20 protein-coding genes are annotated in these 25640 nt (G+C 69.3%); 9 read left to right on the top strand and 11 right to left on the bottom strand.

Translation table 11 applies throughout. The features are described 5' to 3' along the window. Positions 1-14: 14 nt before the first annotated feature. The gene (locus test1122_RS07245; RefSeq protein ID WP_232268338.1) at positions 15-815 is read right to left on the bottom strand and encodes a phosphatase; all 801 of its coding nucleotides are present in this window, start codon (positions 813-815) and stop codon (positions 15-17) included. A gap of 114 nt (positions 816-929) precedes the next feature. On the opposite strand from test1122_RS07245, the gene speB reads away from it, so the two are divergent. The 3 genes from speB (at position 930) to test1122_RS07230 (ending at position 3895) form a co-directional block, all read left to right on the top strand. Next, positions 930-1919, top strand: coding sequence for an agmatinase (gene speB, locus test1122_RS07240; protein WP_232268337.1), 990 nt, complete (start codon positions 930-932; stop codon positions 1917-1919). Positions 1920-2391: 472 nt separating this feature from the next. Next, positions 2392-2988, top strand: a complete 597-nt coding sequence (locus test1122_RS07235) for a hypothetical protein (RefSeq protein WP_232268336.1) — start codon at positions 2392-2394, stop codon at positions 2986-2988. Between the two features lie 79 nt (positions 2989-3067). Next, positions 3068-3895, top strand: a complete 828-nt coding sequence (locus test1122_RS07230) for an SAM-dependent methyltransferase (RefSeq protein WP_232268335.1) — start codon at positions 3068-3070, stop codon at positions 3893-3895. A gap of 71 nt (positions 3896-3966) precedes the next feature. Here the strand turns inward: test1122_RS07230 and test1122_RS07225 are convergent, their stop codons facing one another. Beyond that, positions 3967-4869 carry a helix-turn-helix domain-containing protein gene (locus test1122_RS07225; RefSeq protein ID WP_232268334.1) on the bottom strand — a complete coding sequence of 301 codons (903 nt, stop codon included), beginning with the start codon at positions 4867-4869 and terminating at the stop codon, positions 3967-3969. 111 nt (positions 4870-4980) lie between these two features. Then, positions 4981-5223 (bottom strand): DUF397 domain-containing protein, encoded by a 243-nt coding sequence (locus test1122_RS07220; protein ID WP_232271800.1) that lies wholly within the window; start codon positions 5221-5223, stop codon positions 4981-4983. Between the two features lie 176 nt (positions 5224-5399). On the opposite strand from test1122_RS07220, the gene test1122_RS07215 reads away from it, so the two are divergent. Then, the gene (locus tag test1122_RS07215; protein WP_232268333.1) at positions 5400-6104 is read left to right on the top strand and encodes an ATP-binding protein; all 705 of its coding nucleotides are present in this window, start codon (positions 5400-5402) and stop codon (positions 6102-6104) included. Positions 6105-6213: 109 nt separating this feature from the next. Next, positions 6214-10068, top strand: coding sequence for an ABC transporter ATP-binding protein (locus tag test1122_RS07210; RefSeq protein WP_232268332.1), 3855 nt, complete (start codon positions 6214-6216; stop codon positions 10066-10068). On the opposite strand, the gene test1122_RS07205 is transcribed toward test1122_RS07210, so the two are convergent. Further along, a complete protein-coding gene (locus tag test1122_RS07205; protein WP_232268331.1) occupies positions 10041-10508 on the bottom strand; it encodes an NUDIX hydrolase in 468 nt (155 codons plus the stop codon). The two genes, test1122_RS07210 and test1122_RS07205, sit on opposite strands and share 28 nt — an antisense overlap. A 398-nt stretch (positions 10509-10906) precedes the next feature. Between test1122_RS07205 and test1122_RS07200 the strand changes: the two genes are divergently transcribed. Next, complete coding sequence (locus test1122_RS07200; RefSeq protein WP_232268330.1) at positions 10907-12331, top strand: S28 family serine protease; 1425 nt, start codon at positions 10907-10909, stop codon at positions 12329-12331. A gap of 17 nt (positions 12332-12348) precedes the next feature. Here test1122_RS07200 and test1122_RS07195 read toward each other — a convergent pair whose 3' ends face one another. Together test1122_RS07195 and test1122_RS07190 are read right to left on the bottom strand one after the other, a co-directional pair. Continuing rightward, entirely contained in the window at positions 12349-12939 is a 591-nt protein-coding gene (locus test1122_RS07195) for a hypothetical protein (RefSeq protein ID WP_232268329.1), read from the bottom strand. Positions 12940-13220: 281 nt separating this feature from the next. Then, a complete protein-coding gene (locus tag test1122_RS07190) occupies positions 13221-13847 on the bottom strand; it encodes a TetR/AcrR family transcriptional regulator (protein ID WP_232268328.1) in 627 nt (208 codons plus the stop codon). 83 nt (positions 13848-13930) lie between these two features. On the opposite strand from test1122_RS07190, the gene test1122_RS07185 reads away from it, so the two are divergent. Further along, positions 13931-14938 (top strand): hypothetical protein, encoded by a 1008-nt coding sequence (locus tag test1122_RS07185; protein ID WP_232268327.1) that lies wholly within the window; start codon positions 13931-13933, stop codon positions 14936-14938. A 1233-nt stretch (positions 14939-16171) separates the two neighbouring features. Here the strand turns inward: test1122_RS07185 and test1122_RS07180 are convergent. The 3 genes from test1122_RS07180 to test1122_RS07170 form a co-directional block, all read right to left on the bottom strand. Continuing rightward, positions 16172-16999: a sugar phosphate isomerase/epimerase family protein gene (locus test1122_RS07180; protein WP_232268326.1), complete on the bottom strand. Its 828-nt coding sequence runs from the start codon at positions 16997-16999 to the stop codon at positions 16172-16174. A 60-nt stretch (positions 17000-17059) separates the two neighbouring features. Then, the gene (locus tag test1122_RS07175; protein WP_232268325.1) at positions 17060-17365 is read right to left on the bottom strand and encodes a DUF937 domain-containing protein; all 306 of its coding nucleotides are present in this window, start codon (positions 17363-17365) and stop codon (positions 17060-17062) included. 200 nt (positions 17366-17565) lie between these two features. Next, the gene (locus tag test1122_RS07170) at positions 17566-18543 is read right to left on the bottom strand and encodes a substrate-binding domain-containing protein (protein ID WP_232268324.1); all 978 of its coding nucleotides are present in this window, start codon (positions 18541-18543) and stop codon (positions 17566-17568) included. Positions 18544-18674: 131 nt separating this feature from the next. On the opposite strand from test1122_RS07170, the gene recD2 reads away from it, so the two are divergent. Together recD2 and test1122_RS07160 are read left to right on the top strand one after the other, a co-directional pair. After that, a complete protein-coding gene (gene recD2 / locus test1122_RS07165; protein WP_232268323.1) occupies positions 18675-20930 on the top strand; it encodes an SF1B family DNA helicase RecD2 in 2256 nt (751 codons plus the stop codon). A gap of 132 nt (positions 20931-21062) precedes the next feature. Further along, positions 21063-22367: a citrate synthase gene (locus test1122_RS07160; RefSeq protein WP_232268322.1), complete on the top strand. Its 1305-nt coding sequence runs from the start codon at positions 21063-21065 to the stop codon at positions 22365-22367. Positions 22368-23086: 719 nt separating this feature from the next. Here the strand turns inward: test1122_RS07160 and test1122_RS07155 are convergent. After that, positions 23087-25363 carry a heavy metal translocating P-type ATPase gene (locus tag test1122_RS07155; protein WP_232268321.1) on the bottom strand — a complete coding sequence of 759 codons (2277 nt, stop codon included), beginning with the start codon at positions 25361-25363 and terminating at the stop codon, positions 23087-23089. Continuing rightward, the gene (locus test1122_RS07150; RefSeq protein WP_232268320.1) at positions 25363-25614 is read right to left on the bottom strand and encodes a heavy-metal-associated domain-containing protein; all 252 of its coding nucleotides are present in this window, start codon (positions 25612-25614) and stop codon (positions 25363-25365) included. The genes test1122_RS07155 and test1122_RS07150 overlap by 1 nt, the downstream gene beginning before the upstream one ends. Positions 25615-25640: the final 26 nt, after the last annotated feature.

Raw genomic sequence — 25640 nt, 5'->3', positions numbered from 1 at the left:
ATGGCGGTGCAGAGCTAGCTGGTCAGCCCCGCCGTGGCCAGCAGGTAGGCCGTCATCGGCTCGTAGTAGCGCGGGTTGAGCACATGGTCGTCCAGCGGAACAGTCACCGCCAGCGTCCCCTCCGCCTCGGCCAGGAAGAGCGCCGGATCATTGGAGTCGGCGAAGCCGATCGTGTCGATCCCGCGCTGCCCGGCACAGCCCGCCCAGCCGTGGTCGGCGAAGACCAGGTCGGGCAGCGGCTCGCCCTCCCGCTGAAGCGCGTCGAGGATTTCCTTCATCGGCTCCGGGGAGTGCGTGTGCCACAGCGTCGCCCCCCGTTCATGCATCGCGACATCGGCGAGCTGCACGACCACGCCCTGGTCGGCGGTGAGCCCCAGCGGGATACGGACGATCTCGCACCCGGCGGCGCGCAGCGCGGCTGCGACGCCGCTGTGGACATCCAGCAGCCCACCCGGGTGGCCGGTGGCGAACAGCACCCGCTGTCTGTCGTCGGCCGCCTTGCGCAGCCGGACCGCGGCCCGGTCAAGGGCGTCGACGGTCAGGCCGGGGTCGATGGTGTCCTGCCCCAAGCGGTGGTCGGGGTCGTCGGCGACCCCGCAGCGCTCGGCCATCACGGCCAGTACGTCCTGCTCATCGGTCCACCGGTCGCCCAGCTCCAGACCGAGCCAGTAGTGCCGGTCGCCATTGGCGAGCTTGCGGTAGTGGGCGAGGTTGTTGTCCCGCGGGGTGGCGACATCCCCGGCGATCCTGGTGCTTACGAGGTGCTCTATGAGCTCCGGGCGGGACGGCGCTGAGGATGTTGAGGGCAGAGACATAGGGTCATTGTCGCTCGTACGAGCAGTAGATGGACGCAGTGTCCAAAAGGTGGCGCCCGCCCGCTCAGAAACGTCCATGTGGTGGTGACCCCGTCGCTGCCTACGCTCGAGCGTATGTGCAGCGAGACCATCCCCCAGCAGCCCAGCGGTCCGGTCGGCCCCGTCGACTCCTCCCGTATCCCGCGCTACGCCGGTCCGGCGACCTTTGCCCGGCTGCCCCGCCTCGATGAGGTCGGCAGGGCGGACGTCGCGGTGGTCGGTGTGCCCTTCGACACGGGCGTCTCCTACCGGCCGGGGGCCCGGTTCGGCGGCAACGCCATCCGGGAGGCTTCCCGGCTGCTGCGCCCGTACAACCCGGCGCAGGACGCTTCTCCCTTCGCGCTCGCCCAGGTCGCGGACGCGGGGGACATCGCTGCGAATCCGTTCAACATCGATGAGGCCGTCGAGACGGTGCAGGCCGCGGCGGACGACATCCTGGACAGCGGTGCCCGGATGATGACCCTCGGCGGTGACCACACCATCGCGCTGCCGCTGCTGCGCTCGGTGGCCCGTAAGCACGGCCCGGTCGCGCTGCTGCACTTCGACGCCCATCTGGACACCTGGGACACCTACTTCGGCGCGGAGTACACCCATGGCACGCCGTTCCGGCGCGCGGTCGAGGAGGGCATCCTGGACACCTCCGCCCTCTCCCACGTGGGCACCCGTGGTCCGCTGTACGGCAAGAAGGATCTGGACGACGACGAGAAGATGGGCTTTGGCATCGTCACCTCGGCCGATGTCATGCGCCGGGGTGTGGACGAGGTGGCCGACCAGCTCCGGCAGCGTATCGGTGACCGGCCGCTCTATATATCTATCGACATCGATGTGCTGGACCCGGCCCACGCACCCGGCACCGGCACCCCCGAGGCGGGCGGGCTCACCTCGCGCGAGCTGCTGGAGATCCTGCGTGGGCTGGCGGACTGCCACCTGGTCTCCGCCGACCTGGTGGAGGTCGCCCCGGCGTACGATCACGCCGAGATCACCTCGGTGGCGGCATCCCACACCGCGTACGAGCTGACCACGATCATGTCCCGGCAGGTCGCTGCCGCCAGGCAGCGCCGGTAGTTACAGTGCTGCCGCCAGGCAGCGCCGGTAGTCAGCCAGCGAACCGGTCGATTTCGGCAACGTCTCCGACTGTTTCCAGCCGTGTTCGATGCGGCTCGTATCCCCCTGTTGACATCACGTAACGCACACGGCGGGGCGGTGGCGGAGGAACAGTGCTGGTGGGCGTGGGTCTCCGGATATGCCACGCTGGCCTCAGCGCATCACTTCCTGCCACTTATTTAATACGCAACGTTACTGATTCTGTTCGGTCGATGTGCGAGACGTGGAGATTCTCGACAGACTCAGTTCGCAACCCGCGGGACGGGGTGTCGAGTCGCTAGGCGGCGGTGCTGGCCCTGTGGGGGGTGCTGGTCCGCCTGTGCCACCAGCGCGACACCTCTGCGGGAACGGCCCTGGAGAGAGGCCTGACTCTCTGGGGCCGTTCCCGGCTCTGGTTCCGGCTCTGGTTGTCGGACTGGCGAGGAGTTCCTGGATGACCGAGCAGTCCGGCCGGGTGGCCCCCGCCGAGCAACTGCTGGCCGCGGTGGAGACTAGCGTCCAGACCCTGCGCGGCGCCACGGCGCGCGACTGGGGCGTGCGGGCACGAGGGCTGGAGAACGACTGCCGGGCCGCTGCCGAACACATTGCCGACAATCTCATCTGGTACGCCGCCTCCCTCGCCCGGCAGGCCACTGAACGTCTCGCCTTTCTGGTGCGCGCCGAAGAGGACGCCTCACCTGAGCAGCTCACCGAGGTGATCCTGGCCGGCGGTCAGCTGCTCGCCACGGTGGGAGCCACCGTGGCGGAGTCCACCCGGGCCTACCATCCGGCGGGCATGACCGACCCCGAGAGCCTGATCGCCCTCGGTGCCGCCGAAACACTGCTGCACACCGACGACATCACCGCGTCCCTGGGCGTTCCCTTTGACGCTCCACCGGATACCTGCCGCTGGCTCCTCGCCCGGCTGCTGCCGGAAGCCGAGGTGGGAGCCGACAGCCCATGGCAGGTGCTGCGCTGGGCCACCGGCCGTGCGGGGATGGCGTCGCGTCCGCCCGTGGTGGAGTGGAACTGGCGGATACCGCCCGTTTAAGGCGCCATCTAGCCGTGTTGTGCTCATGCGCCTACGTTGTGCGGTGACAGTTGGCGCGACGCACCGCAGGAGAGACCCCATGGCAGACGAGTCGGCTACCTCTGCAACCGCTCCCGACCAGGATGTACTGGCCCGGATCGATATCACGGTGCCGCACTCGGCGCGGATCTGGAACTACTGGCTGGGCGGCAAGGACAACTATGAGGTCGACCGGGTGGCGGGCGATGAGTTCCGCAAGGTCTCTCCGAGTGTGGTCGAGGTCGCCCGCGCTTCCCGGAGCTTTCTCACGCGTACGATCCGCTATCTCGCGGGAGAGGCCGGGATCCGGCAGTTCCTGGATATCGGCACCGGTCTGCCCACCATCGAGAACACCCACGAGGTCGCCCAGCGGGTGGCTCCGGAGTCGAAGATTGTCTACGTGGATCACGACCCCCTGGTGCTGGCGCACGCCCGTGCCCTGCTCACCAGCGCACCCGAAGGAGTGACCCAGTACATCGACGCGGATCTGCGGGAGCCCGACAAGATCCTGGCAGCCGCCGCCGACACACTGGATCTCAGCCAGCCGGTCGGCCTCATTCTGAGCGGAATCCTCGGGCATGTCTCCGACACCGATGAGGCGCGGTCGATTGTGCGCCGGCTGCTGGCGGAGCTGCCGTCCGGCAGCTATGTCTCCATCAACGACGGCACCAGCGTCATCGCCGCCGAGGTGGCCGAAGCGCAGGACCGCTACAACGAGACCGGCGCGATTCCGTACACCCTCCGTACCCCGGAGGAGATCGCGAGCTTCTTCGAGGGGCTGGAACTTGTGGCGCCCGGGGTGGTCTCCTGCCCGTTGTGGCGACCCGAGGGCAGCGCTGGCACCCCCGCCGAGCTGGACGCCTTCGGTGGCGTCGGACGCAAGCCGTAAGGGCGAGTCCGTGAGGGCGAGTCCGTGAGGGCAGGTCCGTAAGGCATCAGCGCCCTGGAACTCCTTGAGCTCTAGAACTCCTTGAGGAGATCCGTGAGGAACGCGGTGGTGCTCTGGTGGGTCTCGGCCGAGGCGCACAGCCGGTCCATGACCAGCTTGTAGGCCTCCACCTCGGTGCGCTTGTCGAGGTAGAGAGCGCTCGTCAGCTGTTCGAGATAGACGATGTCCGGCAAATCGGGTTCCAGGAACCGCAGGATCGTGACCGGGCCACCCGCCGCCGCGAGGCCTCCTATACGGAACGGGGCGACCTGAAGCGTAATGTTCGGCTGCTCGGCGATGTCCAGCAGATGCTGGATCTGAGCCCGCATCACCGCGACTCCGCCGAGCGGCCGGCGCAGCGCCGCCTCGTCGATCACCGCCCACAGCTTGGGTGCGGCGGGCTGGGCGAGAAGCTGCTGGCGCCGCATCCGCAGGCTGACGCGTCGTTCGATTTCGATCTCCGGCGCGGAGGCGTGCCCGAGCATGGTGACGGCCCGGGCGTAGTCGGCGGTTTGCAGCAGACCGGGAACGAACTGCACCTCATAGGTGCGGATAATGGAGGCGGCTTCCTCAAGGCCGAGCAGCGTCTCAAACCAACTCGGCAGCACATCGCCGTACTTGTGCCACCAGCCGGGGGTGTTGGCGTGCCGGGCCAGGCTGAGGAACTCCTCACGCTGTGCCGCCTCACGTACGCCGTACAGTGTCAGCAGATCGGCTACATCGCGTTCCTTGTAGCCCACCCGCCCCAGCTCCAGGCGGCTGATCTTGGCGTGTGAACCCCGGATCGCCTCTCCGGCGGCCTCCCGGGTGATACCGCAGGACTCACGGAGCCGCCGAAGGTGCGTACCGAGCACGATACGCAGCACCGTCGGTCCGCCTCGCGGCTGGTCGAGGACCCGCCGCATCGAGGAAGCGTGTTCCGGCTGGGCTGACATGGTGCCTGCTCCCGCTGCTCTGAGTGAAGAAACGACCGCTCAGTGTCCCACCCCCCACCAGGCCTGTACAGCCGTGCAGTTGCGGGGGTCATGTGCGTTTGTCAGTTGCTGTCAGTTGCTGTCAACGAGGTCATCGAAGTCGCCGTCCTTGGCGCCGAGGATGAATGCGGCGATTTCGGCGTCCGTATAGATCAGTGCGGGGCCCGCGGGGTGGCGTGAGTTGCGCATCGCGACCCCGCCGTCCGGCAGTAGGGCCAGCTCAACGCAGTTACCGCTGGGGTTGCTGCGGCGGCTCTTCCGCCAGACGACGCCCTCAAGGCGGGCCGCCTGCACGCCGTTGTCAACCTGCTGCATCTCTGCCTCTTCCGTCACTCGCACACCACCGTGATCACTGGCCGAATACTGCCTCACGCACAGCTGTTTTTGCAGCTGTACTTGCAGCTGCACTTGCAGCCGTAAGTACAGATAGCAGAGTATGGGGTCCGCAAGCGTGGTACACCGGCACCCAAGAGACGGCTGCGGGGTTCGTCATGGCGGCACAATCGGCGAGGTGGGCAGTCAATGACGCCCGCAGACCCGTCAACGGCTTCGGAGCACACCCATCGCTGTCCCTGGTGCGGGCGGCGAGCCCGGAGGCCAAGCCCGTCGACACCTCGGGATTCGCCGCCTGGACACTTGAGCCCGACCCTCAGTCGCCCGGCATAGCACGGCACTTCGCACGCTCCGCCCTCTGTGGCTGGGGCATGCACGAGCTCGTTGACGACATCGCGGTGTCCGTGTCCGAGATGGTGACCAACGCACTTCGGTACGGCAGCCGTCCCTCCGATCCCGCGACCCCACAGCCGGTCGTGCTGAGCCTGCTGCGGCAGGGGCCCACCGTGCTGTGCGCGGTGGTCGACCCGGGCAGCACGGTCCCCATGGTCCGGGGGCCCGATGACCTCGCCGAGACAGGGCGTGGTCTGCATATCGTGGACTGCCTCAGCGACGACTGGGGCTGGACCACGCCGGGCCCCTCCGGCAAGGCCGTATGGGCCAAGTTCTCCGCTGACTGCGCGATACGTCCGTACAGCGAGCAGTACGGCGGCGGAGCCGCCGGAGCCGCCGGAGCCGCCGGGGACACCGACTGGGACCCGCTCACCCGGCTGCTGTTGCTGGCCGAGATCCTTGGCGGCAGCGGTCCGTCCTGGCTGGAGGCCGTCGGTCTGCGTGCCAGCGAGGGCCGTAGCGAAGAGTGAGCCACCGAATCTGCGGCGTTATGGCGGGATGGCGGGATGAAATCCGCACGGGCCAGCGTTAGATCATCCGGCAGCAGCGTTAGTCGGATCATCGGAAGAAGGACGCGGCGTGGTGGGGACGGAGTCGGGGGAACGGCGACCCGGATGGGCGCGCCGGCTGGTCGCGTACTGCTGGCGGTACAAGCGCAATGTGCTGCTCGCGCTGGGCGCCTCGCTCGCCGGGATGGGCATTATGGCCCTCGTCCCGCTGCTGACCAAGGTGATCATCGATGAGGTCGTCATCGGTGACGGCGGCGGCATGGCGCTGTGGATCGGGCTGCTGATCGCCGCCGCGCTGGTGATCTACGGGCTGACTTATCTGCGCCGCTACTACGGCGGCCGGATGGCACTGGACGTCCAGCACGATCTGCGCACCGAGATGTACCGGGCGATCATCCGGCTCGACGGGCGCCGCCAGGACGAGCTGTCCACCGGCCAGGTCGTCGGCCGGGGCACCAGCGACCTCCAGCTCGTACAGAGCCTGCTCTTCATGGTGCCGATGATGATCGGCAATGTGCTGCTCTTCGCCGTCGCACTGGTCGTGATGGTCAGCCTGTCACCGCTGCTCACCCTGGTCTCGCTCGCCGTCTTCCCGCTGCTGTGGTGGATCGCCAATCTGAGCCGCATCCGCCTCTTCCCCGCCACCTGGTACGCCCAGCAGCAGGCCGGAGCCGTGGCCTCGGTGGTGGACGGGGCCGTCACGGGCGTACGGGTGGTGAAGGGCTTCGGTCAGGAGCGGCAGGAGACCCAGAAGCTGCGTGACATCAGCCGCACCCTCTTCGCCGCCCGGATGCGCACCGTACGGCTGAACGCCCGCTACACCCCCGCCCTGCAGTCCATCCCCTCGCTCGGCCAGGTCGCCATGCTGGCGCTCGGCGGCTGGATGGCCGTACGGGGGCAGATCACCCTGGGTACCTTCGTCGCCTTCTCGACCTATCTCGCGCAGCTCGTCGGGCCGGTCCGGATGCTCGCCATGATGCTGACCATCGGCCAGCAGGCACGGGCCGGTGTGGAGCGGGTCTTCGACCTCATCGACACCGAGCCACGGATGGCCGAGCGGGCGGACGCCCATGAGCTGCCCGCGGCGGCCGACGCCTCGGTCGAATTCGACCATGTCACCTTCGGTTACGATCCGGAGCACCCGGTGCTGGACGGTTTCAGCCTGCGGATCGAGCCCGGCGAGACCGTCGCCGTGGTCGGCACCAGCGGCGGCGGCAAGTCCACCGTCTCCCTGCTGCTGCCCCGCTACTACGACGTGACCGGCGGCGCGGTGCGGGTCGGCGGCCACGATGTGCGCGATCTGACGCTGGGCTCGCTGCGCTCCGCCATCGGGCTGGTGCCGGAGAACAGCTTCCTGTTCTCCGAGTCGATACGCGAGAACATCGCCTTCGGCGCACCGGGTGCGGACGATGAGCAGATACGGGCGGCGGCCCGCGCGGCCCAGGCCGACGGCTTTATCTCGCAGCTGCCCCAGGGATATGAGACAACGGTCGGGGAGCAGGGGCTCACCCTCTCCGGTGGCCAGCGGCAGCGCATCGCCCTGGCCCGGGCGATTCTGACCGACCCCCGGCTGCTGCTCCTCGACGACGCCACCTCCGCCGTTGACGCCCGGATCGAGCATGAGATCCACGAGGCGCTGCGGAGCGTCATGGCGGGCCGCACCACCCTGCTGATCGCCCACCGCCAGTCCACGCTGGCCCTCGCCGACCGGATCGCCGTCCTGGACGGCGGACGGCTCGCCGATGTCGGCACCCATGAGGAGCTCACCGCGCGCTGCGCGCTCTACCGCAGGCTGCTGACCGACCCCGATGAGCTGGGCCAGATCGAGCGTGACCCGGCCGGGCAGGCGTCCCACGATGAGCACCGCCGCGTCGACGGCGTCTCCCCCGAGCTATGGGTCCGTAAGAACGGCTCCGCACAGTCGGCCGTCGGCGCCGATGGCCGTGGCACCGCGGCCGCGCAGAGCGGCCGCCCCGGCAGCTTCGCCGCCGAGATGGCCAATCTGCCCGGCAGCCCCGAGCTGCTGGCCAAGGTGGCCGCACTGCCGCCCGCCAACGACACCCCTGATGTGGATGAGGCGGCGGCCGAACGCCGCGAGGAATCGTATGGCCTGCGCAGGCTGCTGCGCGGCTTCGGCGCACCGCTCACGGTCGCCCTCGCCTTTGTCGCCCTCGACGCCATCGCGATGCTGCTGCTGCCCATCCTGATCCGGCACGGCATCGACGAGGGCGTGGAGCGGGCCGCCCTGGGCGCGGTCTGGCTCGCCGCCGCGCTGGCGCTGCTGGTCGTCATCGGCCAGTGGGCCGCGCAGTTCACCGCGATGCGGCTCACCGGGCACACCGGTGAACGGGTGCTCTACGCGCTGCGCGTCAAGATCTTCGCGCAGCTACAGCGGCTTGGGCTCGACTACTACGAGCGCCACCTGACCGGCGCGGTCATGACCCGGATGACGACGGATGTGGACGCCCTGTCCACCTTCCTGCAGACCGGTCTGGTGACGGCGGTCGTCTCGCTGCTCACCTTCCTGGGCATCCTGGTCGCCCTCCTGGCGATCGACGTCCAGCTCGCCCTGGTGGTCTTCGCCACCATTCCGCCACTGATCATCGGCACGGTCTTCTTCCGGCGGCACAGCGTCCGGGCCTATGAGCTGGCGCGTGAGCGGGTCAGCGTCGTCAACGCGGACCTGCAGGAGTCGGTCGCCGGTCTCCGTATGGTGCAGGCCTTCCGCCGTGAGGACCTTGGCGCGGACCGCTTCGCCGAACGCAGCGACGGCTACCGGCGGGCCCGGGTGCGTGGCCAGTGGCTGATCTCGGTCTACTTCCCCTTCGTCCAGCTGCTGGCCTCGCTGGCGACGGCCGCGGTACTGATCGTCGGCGCGGGCCGGGTGAGCGCCGGGACCCTGACAGCGGGTGGGCTGGTCGCCTATCTGCTGTATATCGAGCTGTTCTTCGCGCCTGTGCAGCAGCTTTCCCAGGTCTTTGACGGTTACCAGCAGGCGGCGGTCTCCCTCGGCCGTATTCAGGAGCTGCTGCGGGAAGAGACAACGACACCGGCGGCCCGGCGAGCGCGTCCCGTTGACTCCCTCCGTGGTGAAGTCACCTTCCGGCAGGTCAGCTTCCGCTACGGCGGCTCGATGAGTCCGGGCGGCGAGGCAGACGGGGAGCCAGTCGGGAAGACAGACGGAGAGAAAGAGGCGCTTTCCGATATCGATCTGACCATTCCCGCCGGACAGACGGTCGCCTTTGTTGGCGAGACCGGTGCGGGCAAGTCCACCCTGGTCAAGCTGGTCGCCCGGTTCTACGACCCCACCTCGGGCGCGGTCCTGGCGGACGGCATGGACCTACGGGATCTGGACCTCACCGGCTACCGTCAGCGCCTGGGCGTCGTCCCCCAGGAGCCCTACCTCTTCCCCGGTACGGTCCGCGACGCCATCGCCTATGGCCGTCCGGACGCCACCGACGCCGAAGTGGAGACCGCCGCCCGCGCGGTCGGCGCCCACGACATGATCGCCTCCCTCTCCGAGGGCTACCTGCATCCGGTCTCCGAACGTGGCCGTAATCTGTCGGCCGGCCAGCGCCAACTCATCGCGCTCGCCCGCGCGGAGCTCGTCAACCCCGGCATTCTGCTGCTGGACGAGGCCACGGCCGCGCTGGACCTGGCGACCGAGGCGCTGGTCAACCAGGCCACGGACCGGCTGGCGGGGCGCCGCACGACCCTGGTGGTGGCCCACCGCCTCACCACGGCGGCCCGCGCGGACCGGGTGGTGGTCCTCGACCACGGCCGGGTGGTGGAGGACGGCACTCACACGGAGCTGGTGGCGCGGGAGGGCCCCTACGCGGAGCTGTGGCGGACGTTCATGGGACAGGGGTTTCGGGGGGCTCAGGGCGTTGAGGGGGCTCAGGGGCGGGTGAGGGCGGCCAGATAGGTGTCGACCGTCTGGACGCGGGCGGTACCCGGGGGTTCTTCGGCTGTCTCGCGCCAGTGGACCGCGGCGATCTCGTCATTGGGGAGGAACGGCTGCGGGTCGGTGGTCTCGGCGGTGAAGACGGCGCCGCGCAGGACGAGTTGGTCCGGGCCGATGGCGGTGGTCGCGTAGCCGACGAACCGCAGCGCGTCGGGGGCGACGCGCTGCTCGCTCTCCTCGTACAGCTCCCTTACGGCCGCCTCCCGTGGCGTCTCGCCGGGGTCGATCCCGCCGCCGGGGAGCTCCCAGCAGTCGCGGTGCCGCACATGCACCAGGAGCAGCCGCTCCTGGTGCCAGAGCGCGACCAGGACATAGGCCGAGGGGAATGTCCCCTCGGGCACCTGGTCGAAGGCGAGCAGCGCCATCTGGCGCGGGCCGGTGGCCAGCGGCTTGTCGGTCATGGGCCGAGCGTATGCGGTACGGCCCGAGGTGGGAGTTCCCCTGACCCACCCTTCCCGAACCTGGGGGCTCCGCCCCCAGACCCCCGAGTGTTGTGGGCACTCGCAGCCCCGCGAGGGGCTGTGGGTGGGCACAACACCCGGCCACCGGCCCGCACCGGCCACCCCCGAGGCCCCGGGGCGAAGCCCCGGTTCCGGGAAGGGGCGGGATACGGGGAAACCCACCCCGGCACCTCCGCAACCGGGCGAAGTGCCGCCACGCGGCGGGGCCGCATATCGGTAGAGCCGGGAAGGGGCGGGGCTGGGGAAGGCCGCCGAGGGCTGGCGGGTAAGTGGGGGTGGCGTGAGGGTAGTTGCGCCGATAGGTTCGCGACGACCTTTGCGAACCAGGGGAGTTACGTATGCGTAAAGCACTCAGATGGGTGCTGGCCTTCGTCGTGCTCATCGGCACGGCGAGCCTCGGCACCGCGTCGGCGGGTGCCGCCACCGCGGCGAAGACCGACATCAAGGACCGGATCCTCGCGATCGAGGGCATGAGCCTCGTCGAGGAGAAGCCGGTCGAGGGGTACCGCTACTTCGTCCTCAACTATGAGCAGCCGATTGACCATCGGCAGCCCAAGCTGGGCACCTTCAAGCAGCGGATATCCATCCTGCACAAGTCCGAGGACCGGCCCACCGTCTTCTTCACCTCCGGATACGGGCTGCGCACCAACCCGTCGCGGAGTGAGCCGACCCGCATCGTGGACGGCAACCAGGTCTCCATGGAGTACCGGTTCTTCTCGCCGTCCCGCCCCGACCCCGCGGACTGGACCAAGCTGGACATCTGGCAGGCGGCCAGCGACCAGCACCGGATCTTCACCGCGCTCAGCGGGATCTACGACCAGAAGTGGGTGTCCACCGGCGGCAGTAAGGGCGGTATGACGGCGACGTACTACCGTCGCTTCTACCCGCAGGACATGGACGGCACGGTCGCCTATGTCGCGCCCAACAATGTGCGGAACAAGGAAGACTCGTCCTACGACCGGTTCTTCGCCGGTGTCTCCACGCCCGAATGCCGCAAGCGGCTCGCCGCCGTGGAGCGGGAGTCGCTGGTACGGCGCGACGAGATGGTCGAGCGGTACGAGAAGTGGGCCACGGACGAGGGCTACACCTTCGATCTGTACGGGTCGGCGGACCGGGCGTACGAGGTGCTCGCGCTGGACCTGGTGTGGGCCTTCTGGCAGTACCAGGACGAGGCACAGTGCAAGGATGTGCCGGACCCCGATGTGCCCACCGATGAGCTGTACGCGTTCATGGACAGGGTCGTGGGCTTTGACTTCGGCACCGACCAGGGCGTGTCGCCGTACGCTCCGTACTACTACCAGGCCGGTACCCAGCTCGGCTGGCCCACCGTGCAGACCCCGCAGCTGGACGGCCTGCTGCGCTACCCGGGGATCCAGCACCCGCGCAATGTGGTGCCGCGTGACATCCCGATGCCGTCCTTCGACAAGAGGGCGATGCGCGACATCGACAGGTGGGTGTACAAGCGCTCTTCGGAGATGCTTTTCATCAACGGTGAGAACGACCCCTGGCGCGCCGAGCCCTTCCGGGTGGGAAAGCACGGCAAGGACACGCATATCTATGTCGCGCCCGGCGCCAACCACGGTGCGAACATCGCCAGGCTGAAACAGGACGACCGGCTGGCGGCAACCCGTACGCTGCTGCGCTGGGCCGGCCAGGACTACGCGGAGCCGTCGATGCGCTCGGCGTCACCTCAGCCGCTGGTCCCGCATGACCCGAAGCTCGACAAGCCGATGGTCGACAAGCGGCCCCCGGCTCTGCCGTAGGGAATCGCTGCGCCCGGTCAGCCTCGATACGGCCGGGCGCAGCCCACCGGTGCGCTGCCGCCGACATCCACATAGAGTGCCGTGTCCGCGGGGCAGCCGGAGCGCTTCGGCACGATCTTGGTTATCCGGTACTCGGGTGGATGCTGCCCCGAGCCATCGCACGCGGTCTCCTTCACCTGGCCCTTGCGTGCGGTGTAGACACAGTCCTGAGCGATGGTGCGCGGCCCGCCGCCCCTGCCCGGGTCGCCCGGATGCGGGGGCCGCAGTTTGCGCATACAGGCGTAGCCCACCTGGTGTTGGTCGTCGACACGCAGGACGAAGTCCGTACGGGCCGGGCAGCGCGGACCGTCCTGCTGGCGGCCCTGATGCCGGGCGATCACCTGGGCGACCGCCCGTTCGCTGTCGCAGGGCACCTGCCGGAAGTGTCTGCGCTCGCGGGTGCCGCACTCGCCGTCGTCGAGGAAGACCGCGCGAGGGTCAGATGTCGCAGCAGACCGGGTGACCTCGTCCCCGGGTGCGCCACGGGCCTGCTGTGTGCAGCCGGTGACTCCCGCCAGCGCCAGCAGCACCGCACTTGCCACGGCAGCCCGCACCCGATGGATCCGCATACGCATGTCCCCCCGCTCGCCCCGTCCAGCGTGACCTGCCAAGCGGCGACTCGCCAGGGGCGCCCGGCATATGTACTGATTAGCCGGTGGTGCGCCGGGAGCGCGAGGTGGCCGCACTGCGCCGCCGCGCGGGTCCGCCACCGGCACATCGGAGGTGCGCGCCGGTGGCGGAGTGCCCGGCCGCGAGGCGGGGGAGAGGATGGTCAGCGACGCCGCCAGTAGCGAGGCCGACACCGCACCGCGGTAGCCCTCCGGGGCACCTTGGTGGGACGTACGGTGGCCTAACCAGGTTCCGCCCCGGGCGATTTGGGCCGTCGTCGGGGCAGGCGCATGGTGAGCAGCCTGGCGCGCGGGGCGAGCCGCCGGGCCATCGCGAAGACCGAGTCGGTACGGGACCGGTCGGCGTCCAGCACGGTGAAGAGATTGACGCCCAGGTAGAAGGTGATCGCCGCGTTCGCCAGATCGCGCGGCGGAGTGAGCTTGGCGAGCGGGGTGCCGCCGATCACCCGCTCCAGGGTGGTCTCAATGAACTCCATCCAGGGTTCGGCCCGTTTGGTGACCTCGGTACGTAGCTCGGGCTTGGCGAGCGCGGCGGCGACCAGCTCGGTGAAGAGCGTGATGTGTCCGCCTTCGAGATCGTCCTGGTAGATCTGGGCGGCTGCCTCGGCCAGCTCCTCCAGGGTGCGCACCTCGGCGACGGTGGCCCGGTGTCTGGCCATCCGGTCGGCGGAGGAGCGGTCGAGCGCGGCGAGCAGCAGCTGGTCGACACCGCCGAAGTGGTAGAAGACCAGCGCCGAGTTGACCCCGGCCTCCTTGGTGATGGTGCGCGCACTGGTGCCGCCATAGCCGTGCGTGGTGAGCACGGTCGCCGCCGCCTCGATGAGCCGGTCCTTGGTGTCCTCTGCCATTTGACCTTCCTCTCGCCGTGCTTCATCATACGGTTTAATCGCTTGATTAAACCGGTCGATGAAAAATGAAGGGGCGGTGGGTCATGGACGAGAACGGCATAGTCGAGGGTGCGGGCGAGGGTCCGGGTGCGGGCGAGCCGGAGGGGGAGGACCGGGGGGAGGAGCGGCAGCGGCCCTCCCGGGCGCGCTGGACCCTGGTCGGGGTGCTGGCGGTGCTCTTCGGCGCCATGCTGCTGTATCAGATGCTGCACGCCGGAAAGCTGGAACAGACGGCGCTCTTCTATGTGGGGATGCCCGCCTTCATCGGTCTGGCGATCGCCCTGTGGGCCCGCCCGAAGAGCGTCACCGGCACCGCGCTCGCCTGCACCGCGGTGGGGCTCACGCTGGCCGGTGCGATGTTGGGTGAGGGAGTGATCTGCCTGGTCATGGCAGCGCCGCTGTTCTTTCTGTTCGCGGCGGTCATAGGCGCCCTCGCGGACAAGCTCCGGCGCTACGACGACCGGTTCCACGCCTTCGCAGCCGTCCCGCTGATCGCCGTACTCGGCCTCGCCCTGGAGGGCAGCGGCGTCTACGAGTTGCCCCGCGACAACACCGCCAGCGTGACCCGTACGGTCTCCGCCACCCCCGACGAGCTGGCGCGGGCGCTCGCCGCACCACCCCGTTTCGCCGACCCCGAGCCGGTCTTCCTCCGGCAGATTCCGTTCCCCAAGCCCCAGCGGGCCACCGGCGCCGGGCTGGAGACCGGCGATCAGCGGCTGATCACCTTCAATCCACGTAAGACCCTGGGTATCGGCGCCACGACCACCCCGCGCTCCATGCGGCTGGTGATCACCGAGAGCGAGCCCGGACGGGTGGTCTTCGATGTCCGGCAGGACAGCACCCTCGCCCGCTGGCTCAATCTGCGCACCGCCGAGGTCCGCTGGCGGTCCACGGCCGGTGGCCGCGCCACCGAGATGACCTGGACACTCGACTACCAGCGCACCTTCGACCCCGGCTGGTACTTCGGCCCGATTCAGCAGTACGGCATGACGCAGGCCGCCGCCTATCTCGCCGACACCTTCACCCCGGAAGGAGCGGGGGAGCGGCGATGACCGGCGCTGACCTGGGCCTCGTCCGTGCTGGCTGTCTCTTTGTGCCGCTGCTGGCGACCGCGTTCGCCGCGGCCCGGCGACCCCCTGGTGAGCGGGCGCTGGCCGCCGCGCTGCTGGCCACCGGCTGGAATCTGGCCTGGCTGCCCGCCGTCAATCTGGTGGCGGTGTCCATGGGCTGGTGGAGCTTCGATGTGAAGGGCGGTGCGGTGGCCGGACTGCCGGTGGATCTGCTGCTCGGCTGGGCGCTGCTGTGGGGCGCGCTGCCCGTGCTGCTGGGTGCCGACCGGCTGCCGCTGCCGCTGACGGTCGCCGTGCTGGGCTGGCTGGATCTGCTGGCGATGCCGCTCACCGGGCCCGTGGTCCGGCTCGGTGATGCCTGGTTGCTGGGTGAGGCGCTGGCCATCGCCGCTGCTCTGCTTCCCGGGCTGCTGCTCGCCCGCTGGACGCTGCGGTCCCAGCGGCTGGTCTGGCGAGCCGGGGCACAGCTGCTGCTCAGCGGTGCCCTGATGCTCGCGCTGCCGCTCGCCCTCGCCGCCCCGCGGCTGTCGGGCGGCGCTGCCGGGCTCTCGCTCACCGTTCAGCTGGTCGCACTGCCGCTGCTTCTGGGGGCCGTCGCGGTACGGGAGTTCGTTCAGCGGGGCGGCGGCACACCCCTCCCGTACGACCCACCGAAACGGCTGGTCACCAGCGGGCCGTACGCGTATGTACGGAACCCGATGCAGCTGTCCATCGTGCTCAGCTATGGACTGATCGGGGTGCTGGCCACCGACTGGCGGCTGCTGGCCGCCGCCGGTACCGCCTTCGCCTATGGCGCCGGGCTCGCCGACTGGCATGAGGGTGCCCGGCTCCGTACGGAGCACGGTGAGCGGTGGACGGCGTATCGCGCCGGGGTACGGCCCTGGCTGCCCCGCTGGCGGCCGTGGTCCGGCACCGCGGCCGCCCGGCTGTATGTCGCGCGGAGCTGTGGTCCGTGCAGCGCCTTTGGCCGCTGGGTGGCGCGGCGCCGGCCGGCCGGGCTGCGGCTCGTCCCCGCCGAGGAGCATCCACGGGCGCTGCGGCGTATCACCTATGAGTCGGACGATGGAGCGGTACGGGCTGAGGGGGTCGCGGCGGTTGGCCGGATGCTCGGCCATCTCCACCTTGGCTGGGCACTCTTGGGCTGGCTGCTGATCGTGCCCGGGCTGCGCTGGTTCATTCAGCTGTGCGCGGATGCCTTCGGGGCGGGCCCACGGGTCATTCAGGGGAGTCCTCGTGATCTGCGTGGTCCGCGCAGCCCGCGAGCAGGCGCAGCAGATGGGCCCGGGCGGCGGGCAACAGCCCGGCCAGCTCCGGAATCCGGGGATACCAGCGCTTCTCGTACTCCCAGCACAGCCAGCCGTCCCAGCCCGCGCGGCTGAGGAGCCCGATCACCTCGGCGAGGGGCAGCACGCCGGTGCCCGGCGGCAGCGGTGTGGTGTCCCCGGCGGCGGCGATGTCCTTCACCTGCACATAGCCGAGATACGGGGCGAGCAGCTCATGGGTGGTCGCCGGGGCTTCGCCCCCCAGCCAGGTGTGCAGTACATCCCAGAGCACGCCGACGCTGCCGTGCCCCACCGGCTGCACACAGCGGACCGCCGCGGCGCCGGTGCGGTGTGAGTCATGGGTCTCCAGCAGCACCCGCACGCCCAGATCGGCGGCGTAGGGCGCGACCTCCCCCAGCCGCCGGGCGGCGGTGGCCTCGCCCTCCACCGGGGAGCTGTCCCCACCGCCCGGGAAGACCCGGATATACCGGGCGCCCAGATCCCGGGCCAGCTCCAGCAGCTGGCGGATCTCAGCGAGCACCGGCTCGTCCGCGCCGGGCTCGGCGACATGGGTGTAACCGGCCAGGGCGAGGATCCGGATATCGGCGCTCCTGAACGCCTCCACCACGTCCACCCGTTGGTTCAGCGTCAGCCCGGGACGCACCGGCTCCTCGGGGTGCGCCCGCAGTTCGACCCCATGGAAGCCGCAGTCCGCGGCGAGCCGCACCACATCGCGTATGGGCAGGCCAGGGGCGCCGAGGGTGGAGAAAGCCAGTCGCATGGGGTCACAGGATCAGATGCCGGTACTGTCCGACAAGGCCCGTGCCGTAACGGTGCGCGGTCAGGCGCTACCGCGTCTGTCGAGCACGGTCAGCATGATCGGGACCAGCCGCTCCATGGCGGCGACCACCGCCTCGTCCGGGAGTCCGGTCTTGTGAACCACCGACTCGGCCGCGGGGTGGGTGAGCGCCTTGGTCCTGTCCCCGGTGGTCGCGGTCCTGCCGAAGGCGCTGCTGACGTAGGCCAGGGAGGTGCGGATCACCTCTATGGCCCCTGCGGTATCCGTACCGAGGATGTCGGCTATCTCCTGGATCCGGTCCGGGCCCAGTTCATCCAGTACGTCGCCTTCCAGTGCTTGATCAGTCATAGGGCAAACGCTAGAGCTGTCCCCGTTCGGCGGCATCTTGAGGCCGATGGAGATTCCCGGAAAAAAATTACGTACCGTCGTACAACCCTTTCGGACGGTCGTGGGTCTAACCCGCCGTAGGACCTCCTGGGAGGGGAGAACCACGGAGGTCGAGGGGGAGACGAGGGGCCCGGCCGCCAGGCGGCCGGGCCCCTCGCGGTTCAGCTGAACTCGCTGATGTTCCGGCTGTTGACCACCCGCACCGGTACCAGGATCTCGGCGTCCACGGGCTCGCCCCGGGCCGCGCGTACGGCGTTGCGCACCGCGACCTTGCCGAGCTCCTTCGGCTGCTGCGCCACGGACCCGGCGAGGGTGCCCGTCTCAATGGCCCGCAGCCCGGCCGGAGTGCCGTCGAAACCCACGACCCGTACTTTGTCCCCGTCGTTCCCCGCCTTGGAGCCCAGCGCCTTGAGGGCGCCGAGCGCCATCTCGTCGTTCTCCGCGAAGACCCCGCTGAGGTCGGGATGGGCCGCCAGCAGACCGGCCATGGCTCTCTCGCCCTCATCCCGGTCGAAGCCGGCCACCTTCGTGTTCACGATCTTGATGTCCGGGTACTTCTTCAGCCCGTCCGTGAAGCCCTTGCCACGGTCCCGGGAGGCCGAGATGCCGGGGCCGCCGCGCAGCACCACGACGGTGCCTTCGCCCTCCAGCTCCTCGGCCAGGGCCTCAGCGGCCAGCTGCCCTCCCGGGACATTGTCGGAGGCGACGGTGGAGACGACAGCCGAACTGTCGATCATGCGATCGGCGGCGATCACCGGTATGCCCGCATTACCGATGTCCTTCACCCCGGGTGCCGCCTTGACGGCGTCCACCGCGTTGATGACGACCGCGTCGAGGCTCTGCTCGGTGAACTCCAGCAGATGTTGCCGCTGCCGGGACACCTCATCGCGCGCGTCCCGCACGCGCAGGCTCACCCCTTGGGCCTTCGCCTCGGCCTGGGCGCCCGCCAGCAGTTCGGCGAAGAAGGGGGTGTCGAGGTCGGATATGGACAGACCCAGGGTGATGGCGGACGGTTTCCCGGCGCTGGGGCTGGTCCCTTCGGCATTTTCGGAGCCACAACCGGCGAGCGCGAGTGCGAGGGCTGTGACAAGAGCGGTGACGAGTGCTGTGGTGGGGGTCGTGCTCTTCTTCTTGCTCATGCTGCGTTTTCCTTGCAGTGGGCGGCAGTTGAGAGTGACGACGGTGTCAGGAAGCGATACAGAGAGATCGTTTCTGGCAACGCAGTGTATCGAGGACGGCTCTGTCAGAGGAGGGCGCTACCGTCAGTGACATGTCGTTCCCACCCGCGGTGCTCGAGGGGGTCCTTGAGCGCATCACCTACGCCAATGAGGACAACGGATACACCGTGGCGCGGATCGCGCCGCTGAAGCGGAAGGACCGGGGCCACGATGGCGATCTGCTCACGGTCGTCGGCTCGCTGCTGGGCGCGCAGCCAGGGGAATCGCTGCGGATGGAGGGCCGCTGGGGCTCGCACCCGCAGTACGGCCGTCAGTTCACCGTCGAGAACTACACCACCGTGCTGCCCGCCACCGTGCAGGGTATCCGGCGCTATCTCGGCTCAGGCCTGATCAAGGGCATCGGTCCGCGGATCGCCGAGCGGATCGTCGACCACTTCGGCACCGACACCCTGGATGTCATCGAGGCGGACCCCAAGCGGCTGATCGAGGTGCCCGGGCTCGGTCCCAAGCGGACGGACAAGATCGCGGCTGCCTGGGAGGAGCAGAAGGCCATCAAGGAGGTGATGGTCTTTCTGCAGGGGGTCGGGGTCTCCACCTCTGTCGCCGTCCGTATCTACAAGAAGTACGGCGACGCGAGCATCTCCGTGGTGCGGAACCAGCCCTACCGGCTGGCCGCCGAGGTCTGGGGCATTGGCTTCCTCACCGCCGACCGCATCGCCCAGTCGGTCGGTATACCCCACGACAGCCCGGAGCGGGTGAAGGCCGGGCTGCAGTACGCGCTGTCCCAGTCCACCGATCAGGGGCACTGCTATCTCCCCGAGGAACAGCTGATCGCGGACGCCGTCAAGCTCCTCCAGGTGGACACCGGCCTGGTCATCGACTGCCTCGGGGAGCTGGCGGGTGAGGAGGAGGGGGTCGTACGGGAGCAGGTGCCCGACCCGCAGGCCGCGGCTGACCCAGCGGGGGCGCGCACCATCTCCGCGGTCTATCTGGTGCCCTTCCACCGGGCCGAGATCTCGCTCGCCGCCCAGCTGCTGCGGCTGCTGCGGGCCCCGGAGGACCGTATCCCCGCCTTCGCGGACGTCGACTGGGAGCGGGCCCTGGCCTGGCTCGCCCAGCGCACCGGGGCGGATCTCGCCCCCGAGCAGCGGGACGCGGTGAAGCTGGCGCTGACCGAGCGGGTCGCGGTGCTCACCGGCGGTCCCGGCTGCGGTAAGTCCTTCACCGTGCGGTCGGTGGTCGAGCTGGCCCGGGCGAAGAAGGCCAAGGTCGTCCTGGCGGCCCCCACCGGGCGGGCCGCCAAGCGGCTGGCGGAGCTGACCGGGGCGGAGGCATCCACCGTGCACCGGCTGCTGGAGCTCAAGCCGGGCGGCGACGCGGCGTATGACCGGGACCGTCCGCTCGACGCCGATCTGGTCGTCGTCGATGAGGCGTCGATGCTGGATCTGCTGCTCGCCAACAAGCTGATCAAGGCGGTGCCGCCGGGCGCCCATCTGCTGCTGGTGGGCGATGTCGACCAGCTGCCTTCGGTCGGCGCGGGCGAGGTGCTGCGGGATCTGCTCGCAGACGGCGGGCCCGTCCCGGCCGTGCGGCTCACCCGGATCTTCCGGCAGGCCCAGCAGTCCGGGGTGGTGACCAACGCCCACCGCATCAACTCCGGGGTGCCGCCCATCACCCAGGGGATGCCGGATTTCTTTCTCTTCGCCGAGGAGGACACCGAGGAGGCCGGGCGGCTCACCGTCGATGTGGCCGCCCGCCGTATCCCCGCCAAGTTCGGTCTGGACCCGCGCCGGGATGTCCAGGTGCTGGCGCCGATGCACCGTGGCCCGGCGGGCGCGGGGACCCTCAACGGCCTGCTTCAACAGGCCGTCACCCCGGCCCGGCCGGAACTGCCCGAAAAGCGCTTCGGAGGGCGGGTCTTCCGGGTAGGGGACAAAGTAACGCAGATCCGTAATAACTATGAGAAGGGTGCCAATGGTGTCTTCAACGGCACCGTCGGTGTGGTCACCGGCATCAACCTCGACGATCAGCGGCTGACCGTGCTGACGGACGAGGACGAGGAGGTGCCGTATGACTTCGATGAGCTGGATGAGCTGGCCCATGCCTACGCGGTGACCATCCACCGCTCCCAGGGCAGCGAATACCCGGCCGTGGTGATTCCGGTCACCACGGGCGCGTGGATGATGCTTCAGCGAAACTTGCTCTATACGGCCGTCACCCGGGCGAAGCGTCTAGTGGTGCTGGTGGGCTCCCGAAAGGCGCTTGGCCAGGCCGTACGGACCGTCTCAGCCGGTCGGCGCGGGACCGCCCTGGCCTACCGATTGCGTGGCGCGGTCGGCGGCGCGTAGCTTTCAGGCGGCACTCCGTGCCATTTAGGAGCCCTTTGGCCGACCCCGAGTGCACCGCACGGCATCAAATGCGGGACAGTGGAGGCAGTCAGGGCACCTCGAAGAAGAGGCACTACGTCGGTGAGGGATGACGTGAGCGAACACCGCGCAAGCGACGACGCAGTAGTACTGCGGTACGGAGATGGCGAGTACAGCTACCCGGTGGTGGACAGCACGGTCGGCGACCGTGGCTTCGACATCGGCAAGCTCCGTGCCCAGACCGGTCTGGTGACCCTGGATACCGGCTATGGCAATACCGCTGGCGTTAAATCCTCGATCACCTACCTCGACGGTGAGCAGGGCATCCTCCGCTATCGCGGCTACCCCATTGAGCAGCTTGCCGAGCGCGGCACTTTCCTTGAGACGGCCTATCTGCTGATCAATGGCGAGCTGCCCACCGTCGATGAGCTCGTGGGCTTCCGTAACAAGATCAGCCAGCACACCCTCCTGCACGAGGATGTCAAGCGTTTCTACGACGGTTTCCCCCGGGACGCACACCCGATGGCGATGCTGTCCTCCGTGGTCAGCGCACTGTCGACGTTCTACCAGGACAGCCACAACCCCTTCGATGAGGAGCAGCGCGACCTCTCCACGATCCGGCTGCTCGCCAAGCTGCCGACGATCGCGGCCTATGCCTACAAGAAGGCCATCGGCCACCCGGTGGTCTACCCGCGCAATGACCTGGGCTATGTGGAGAACTTCCTGCGGATGACCTTCTCGGTGCCCGCCGAGGAGTTCCAGCTGGACCCGGTCGTGGTCAGCGCGCTGGAGAAGCTGCTGATCCTGCACGCGGACCACGAGCAGAACTGCTCGACCTCCACCGTGCGGCTCGTCGGCTCCTCCCAGGCGAATATGTTCGCCTCGATCTCCGCGGGCATCAGCGCCCTCTGGGGTCCGCTGCACGGCGGCGCCAACCAGGCTGTGCTGGAGATGCTGGAGAGCATCAAGCGTGATGGCGGCGATGTCGACAGCTTCATCCGCAAGGTGAAGAACAAGGAGGAAGGTGTCCGCCTGATGGGCTTCGGGCACCGCGTCTACAAGAGCTTCGACCCTCGGGCGAAGATCATCAAGGCGGCGGCGCACGATGTCCTCTCCGCGCTCGGCAAGTCCGACGAGCTGCTGGACATCGCCCTGCGGCTGGAGGAGCACGCGCTCAGCGACTCGTACTTTGTCGAGCGCAACCTCTACCCGAACGTCGATTTCTACACCGGGCTGATCTACCGGGCGATGGGCTTCCCGACCAGCATGTTCACGGTGCTGTTCGCGCTGGGGCGGCTGCCGGGGTGGATCGCTCAGTGGCACGAGATGATCAAGGAGCCGGGGGCTCGGATCGGGCGCCCGCGGCAGATTTACACCGGTGTGGTGCAGCGGGACTACGTTCCGGTTGAGCAGCGCTGAGCGGCTGGCTGCCGCGCTGAGGGCCCCGGTTCCTGGCGAACCGGGGCCCTCGCGTTTCCCCCTCGCGCCCTTGGCCCGCCCCTCCCCGGCTGTGCCGGTATGCGGCTCCGCCGCGCGGCGGGGCTTCGCCCCGGGTGCGGGGTGCCGGGGTGGGTTCCCCCAATTCCCGCCTCTTCCCGGCTGTGCCGGTGTGCGGCTGCGCCGCGTGGCGGGGCTTCGCCCGGCTGCGGGGTGCCGGGGGTGGTTTCCCCATTCCCGCCCCTTCCCGGGAACCGGGGCTTTGCCCCGGGGCCCCGGGGGTGGCCGGGTGCGGGCCGGTGGCCGGGTGTTGTGCCCACCCGTTCCGCCCCTCGGGCGGACCGAGTGCCCACAACAGGGTGGGGGTCTGGGGGCGGCAGCCCCCAGTTCTGGGAAGGGGTGGGTTAGGGGAGTCCCCACTGGGGCTTGGTGATGTAGGTCACAGGGGGTGGGTGTACAACCGATCGTAGGGGTCGTGGGTCTCACCTTGTGGCATCCGCACCCGGCGGAGCTGATGCCATGCAAGGGCTGATGTGCCGGGGAGCTTTGAGCGGCCACCCTGTATGTACGCGCAGCCAGCAGGCCCCCGGCTCGGGTCCCGTGGGGGGAATCCGACCGGGAAAGAGAACGCCCCGTCAACGGGCCCGTGGGGGGACTCGCGACGGGGCGTTCTCGTGCGTTCAGGCCCTCGCGTTCAGGCCTCAGCGAAAGCCGCGCAGCCGGAGGCTGTTCGTTACGACGAAGACCGAGGAGAAGGCCATCGCGGCCCCCGCGATCATCGGATTGAGCAGCCCGGCGGCGGCGAGCGGCAGCGCCGCGACGTTGTAGCCGAAGGCCCACACCAGATTGCCCTTGATGGTGCTCAAGGTCCGCCGCGACAGCCGGATCGCGTCCGGCGCCACCCGCAGATCACCGCGTACCAGAGTCAGATCGCCCGCCTCGATCGCGGCGTCCGTACCGGTCCCCATCGCCAGCCCCAGATCCGCCTGAGCGAGCGCCGCCGCGTCATTGACGCCGTCGCCGACCATGGCGACCGTACGGCCCTCGGACTGCAGCCGCTTGACCACCGCGACCTTGTCCTCCGGCATGACCTCGGCGACGACCTCGTCGATACTCACCTCGCGGGCCACCGCCTGGGCCACCGCCTCGTTGTCGCCGGTCAGCAGCACCGGCGACAGGCCGAGAGCGCGCAGCTCCCGTACGGCCTCCGCGCTGGTCTCCTTCACCGTGTCGGCCACGGTCAGCACACCGCGCGCCTGGCCGTCCCAGGCGACGGCCACGGCCGTACGGCCCTCCGCCTCGGCGGCGTTCTTGGCCGCGGCCAGCTCCGGCGGCAGCTCCAGTGACCAGTCCGCCAGCAGCCTCTCCCGGCCGACGAGGACCGCGTGGCCGTCGACGACGCCCTGGACACCGAGCCCGGCGACGTTCTCAAAGTTCTCCGCCAACGGCAAGCTTCCGGCGCGTTCGGTGGCCCCGGCCGCGATGGCCTGGGCGATCGGATGCTCCGATGCGTGCTCCAGAGCTCCCGCGAGGCGCAGCAGCTCGTCCTCGGCCACACCGTCGGCGGTGAAGACATCCCGCAATGCCATCCGGCCCGTGGTCACGGTCCCCGTCTTGTCCAGTACGACGGTGTCCACGCGGCGGGTCGACTCCAGCACCTCGGGGCCCTTGATGAGGATGCCGAGCTGGGCTCCCCGGCCCGTACCCACCATCAGCGCGGTCGGCGTCGCCAGCCCCAGGGCACAGGGGCAGGCGATGATCAGCACCGCCACGGCGGCGGTGAAGGCGGCGCTCGGGTCGCCCGTCAGCCACAGCCAGGCCGCCACTGTGCCCAGCGAGAGCAGCAGCACGATCGGCACGAAGACCGCGGCGACCCGGTCAGCGAGCCGCTGTACCGCGGCCTTTCCGCTCTGGGCGTCCTCAACGAGCTTTGCCATCCGCGCCAGTTGGGTGTCCGAGCCGACCCTGGTCGCCTCGACAACCAGCCGCCCGCCCGCGTTGACGGTCGCGCCGGTGACGCTGTCGCCGACCATCACATCGACCGGCACGGATTCGCCGGTGAGCATCGAGGCGTCCACGGCGGACGCTCCTTCACGCACCGTCCCGTCCGTGGCGACCTTCTCACCGGGCCGGACCACGAAGTGGTCACCGACCGACAGCTGCCCGACCGGTATCCGCACCTCGCGTCCGGCGCGCAGCACCGCCACATCCTTGGCGCCCAGCTCCAGCAGAGCACGCAGGGCGGTGCCGGCGCTGCGCTTGGCGCGGGCCTCCAGGAAGCGACCGAGCAGGATGAAGGTGGTCACTCCGGCGGCAACCTCCAGATAGATCATGGAGGAGGCGTCGCCCCGGGACGCGGTGAAGTCAAAGCCGTGCCGCATTCCCGGCATTCCGGCATGTCCGAAGAACAGCGCCCATACGGACCAGCCCAGCGCGGCCGTGGTACCGACCGAGATCAGGGTGTCCATGGTGGCCGCGCCATGCCGGGCGTTGGCCCAGGCCGCCCGGTGGAAGGGCAGCCCGCCCCAGACCACCACCGGCGCGGCCAGGGTCAGCGAGAGCCACTGCCAGTTGTCGAACTGAAGACTGGGGATCATCGCCAGCAGGATCACCGGGACGGAGAGCACCAGCGAGACCAGGAAGCGCTGCCGGGGCAGCGCGATCTCGTCTGCCTCGCCGCTGGGTGTGGTGTCCGCGTCCGGCGGTGTCTCCTGGGGCGGTGGAGGCTCGGCCGTATAGCCGGTGTTCTCCACGGTGGCGATGAGATCGTCCACGGTGACCCCGCTCCCGTAGGCGACCTTCGCCTTTTCCGTCGCGTAGTTCACCGTGGCGCTGACGCCGTCCATCCGGTTGAGCTTCTTTTCGATCCGGGCCGCGCAGGACGCGCAGGTCATTCCGCCGATCGACAGCTCAACTTCGGCGGTGCGCGCGAGGGGCGGCGCCGCAGCCGGGGTTCCGGTGGAGGCCGCGCCGTACATCAGGCCCGCCCGACGAGCTCGTAGCCAGCCTCGTCGACGGCGGCGCGTACGGTCTCGTCATCGAGCTCGGCCGTGGACACGACGGTCACCAGGCCGGTCGCGGCGACGGCTCGCACCTCGGTGACACCGTCCAGGCCCGAAAGCTCCGAGGAGATCGCACCCTCGCAGTGGCCGCAGCTCATGCCGGTGACCTTGTAGGTGGTGGTGACGTTGGACTGCTCGGTACTCATAACTTCTCCAGGGTGCCGCATCGATCCTTGCCAGAGTGAACAGCATA

Source organism: Streptomyces gobiensis (assembly GCF_021216675.1).
Taxonomy (GTDB): Bacteria; Actinomycetota; Actinomycetes; order Streptomycetales; family Streptomycetaceae; genus Streptomyces; species Streptomyces gobiensis.
This window is presented reverse-complemented; position numbering and strand designations above follow the sequence as displayed.

Bases quoted from the DNA above. Each gene is read 5' to 3' on its own strand.
- test1122_RS07150 (WP_232268320.1), bottom strand. From the start codon at position 25,614: ATGCGGCACCCTGGAGAAGTTATGAGTACCGAGCAGTCCAACGTCACC.
- test1122_RS07245 (WP_232268338.1), bottom strand. From the start codon at position 815: ATGTCTCTGCCCTCAACATCCTCAGCGCCGTCCCGCCCGGAGCTCATA.
- recD2 (WP_232268323.1), top strand. From the start codon at position 18,675: ATGTCGTTCCCACCCGCGGTGCTCGAGGGGGTCCTTGAGCGCATCACC.
- test1122_RS07195 (WP_232268329.1), bottom strand. From the start codon at position 12,939: ATGCGGATCCATCGGGTGCGGGCTGCCGTGGCAAGTGCGGTGCTGCTG.
- test1122_RS07175 (WP_232268325.1), bottom strand. From the start codon at position 17,365: ATGACTGATCAAGCACTGGAAGGCGACGTACTGGATGAACTGGGCCCG.
- test1122_RS07230 (WP_232268335.1), top strand. From the start codon at position 3,068: ATGGCAGACGAGTCGGCTACCTCTGCAACCGCTCCCGACCAGGATGTA.
- test1122_RS07235 (WP_232268336.1), top strand. From the start codon at position 2,392: ATGACCGAGCAGTCCGGCCGGGTGGCCCCCGCCGAGCAACTGCTGGCC.
- test1122_RS07155 (WP_232268321.1), bottom strand. From the start codon at position 25,363: ATGTACGGCGCGGCCTCCACCGGAACCCCGGCTGCGGCGCCGCCCCTC.
- test1122_RS07170 (WP_232268324.1), bottom strand. From the start codon at position 18,543: ATGAGCAAGAAGAAGAGCACGACCCCCACCACAGCACTCGTCACCGCT.
- test1122_RS07185 (WP_232268327.1), top strand. From the start codon at position 13,931: ATGGACGAGAACGGCATAGTCGAGGGTGCGGGCGAGGGTCCGGGTGCG.
- test1122_RS07205 (WP_232268331.1), bottom strand. From the start codon at position 10,508: ATGACCGACAAGCCGCTGGCCACCGGCCCGCGCCAGATGGCGCTGCTC.
- test1122_RS07220 (WP_232271800.1), bottom strand. From the start codon at position 5,223: ATGCAGCAGGTTGACAACGGCGTGCAGGCGGCCCGCCTTGAGGGCGTC.
- test1122_RS07180 (WP_232268326.1), bottom strand. From the start codon at position 16,999: ATGCGACTGGCTTTCTCCACCCTCGGCGCCCCTGGCCTGCCCATACGC.
- test1122_RS07215 (WP_232268333.1), top strand. From the start codon at position 5,400: ATGGCGGCACAATCGGCGAGGTGGGCAGTCAATGACGCCCGCAGACCC.
- speB (WP_232268337.1), top strand. From the start codon at position 930: ATGTGCAGCGAGACCATCCCCCAGCAGCCCAGCGGTCCGGTCGGCCCC.
- test1122_RS07190 (WP_232268328.1), bottom strand. From the start codon at position 13,847: ATGGCAGAGGACACCAAGGACCGGCTCATCGAGGCGGCGGCGACCGTG.
- test1122_RS07200 (WP_232268330.1), top strand. From the start codon at position 10,907: ATGCGTAAAGCACTCAGATGGGTGCTGGCCTTCGTCGTGCTCATCGGC.
- test1122_RS07225 (WP_232268334.1), bottom strand. From the start codon at position 4,869: ATGTCAGCCCAGCCGGAACACGCTTCCTCGATGCGGCGGGTCCTCGAC.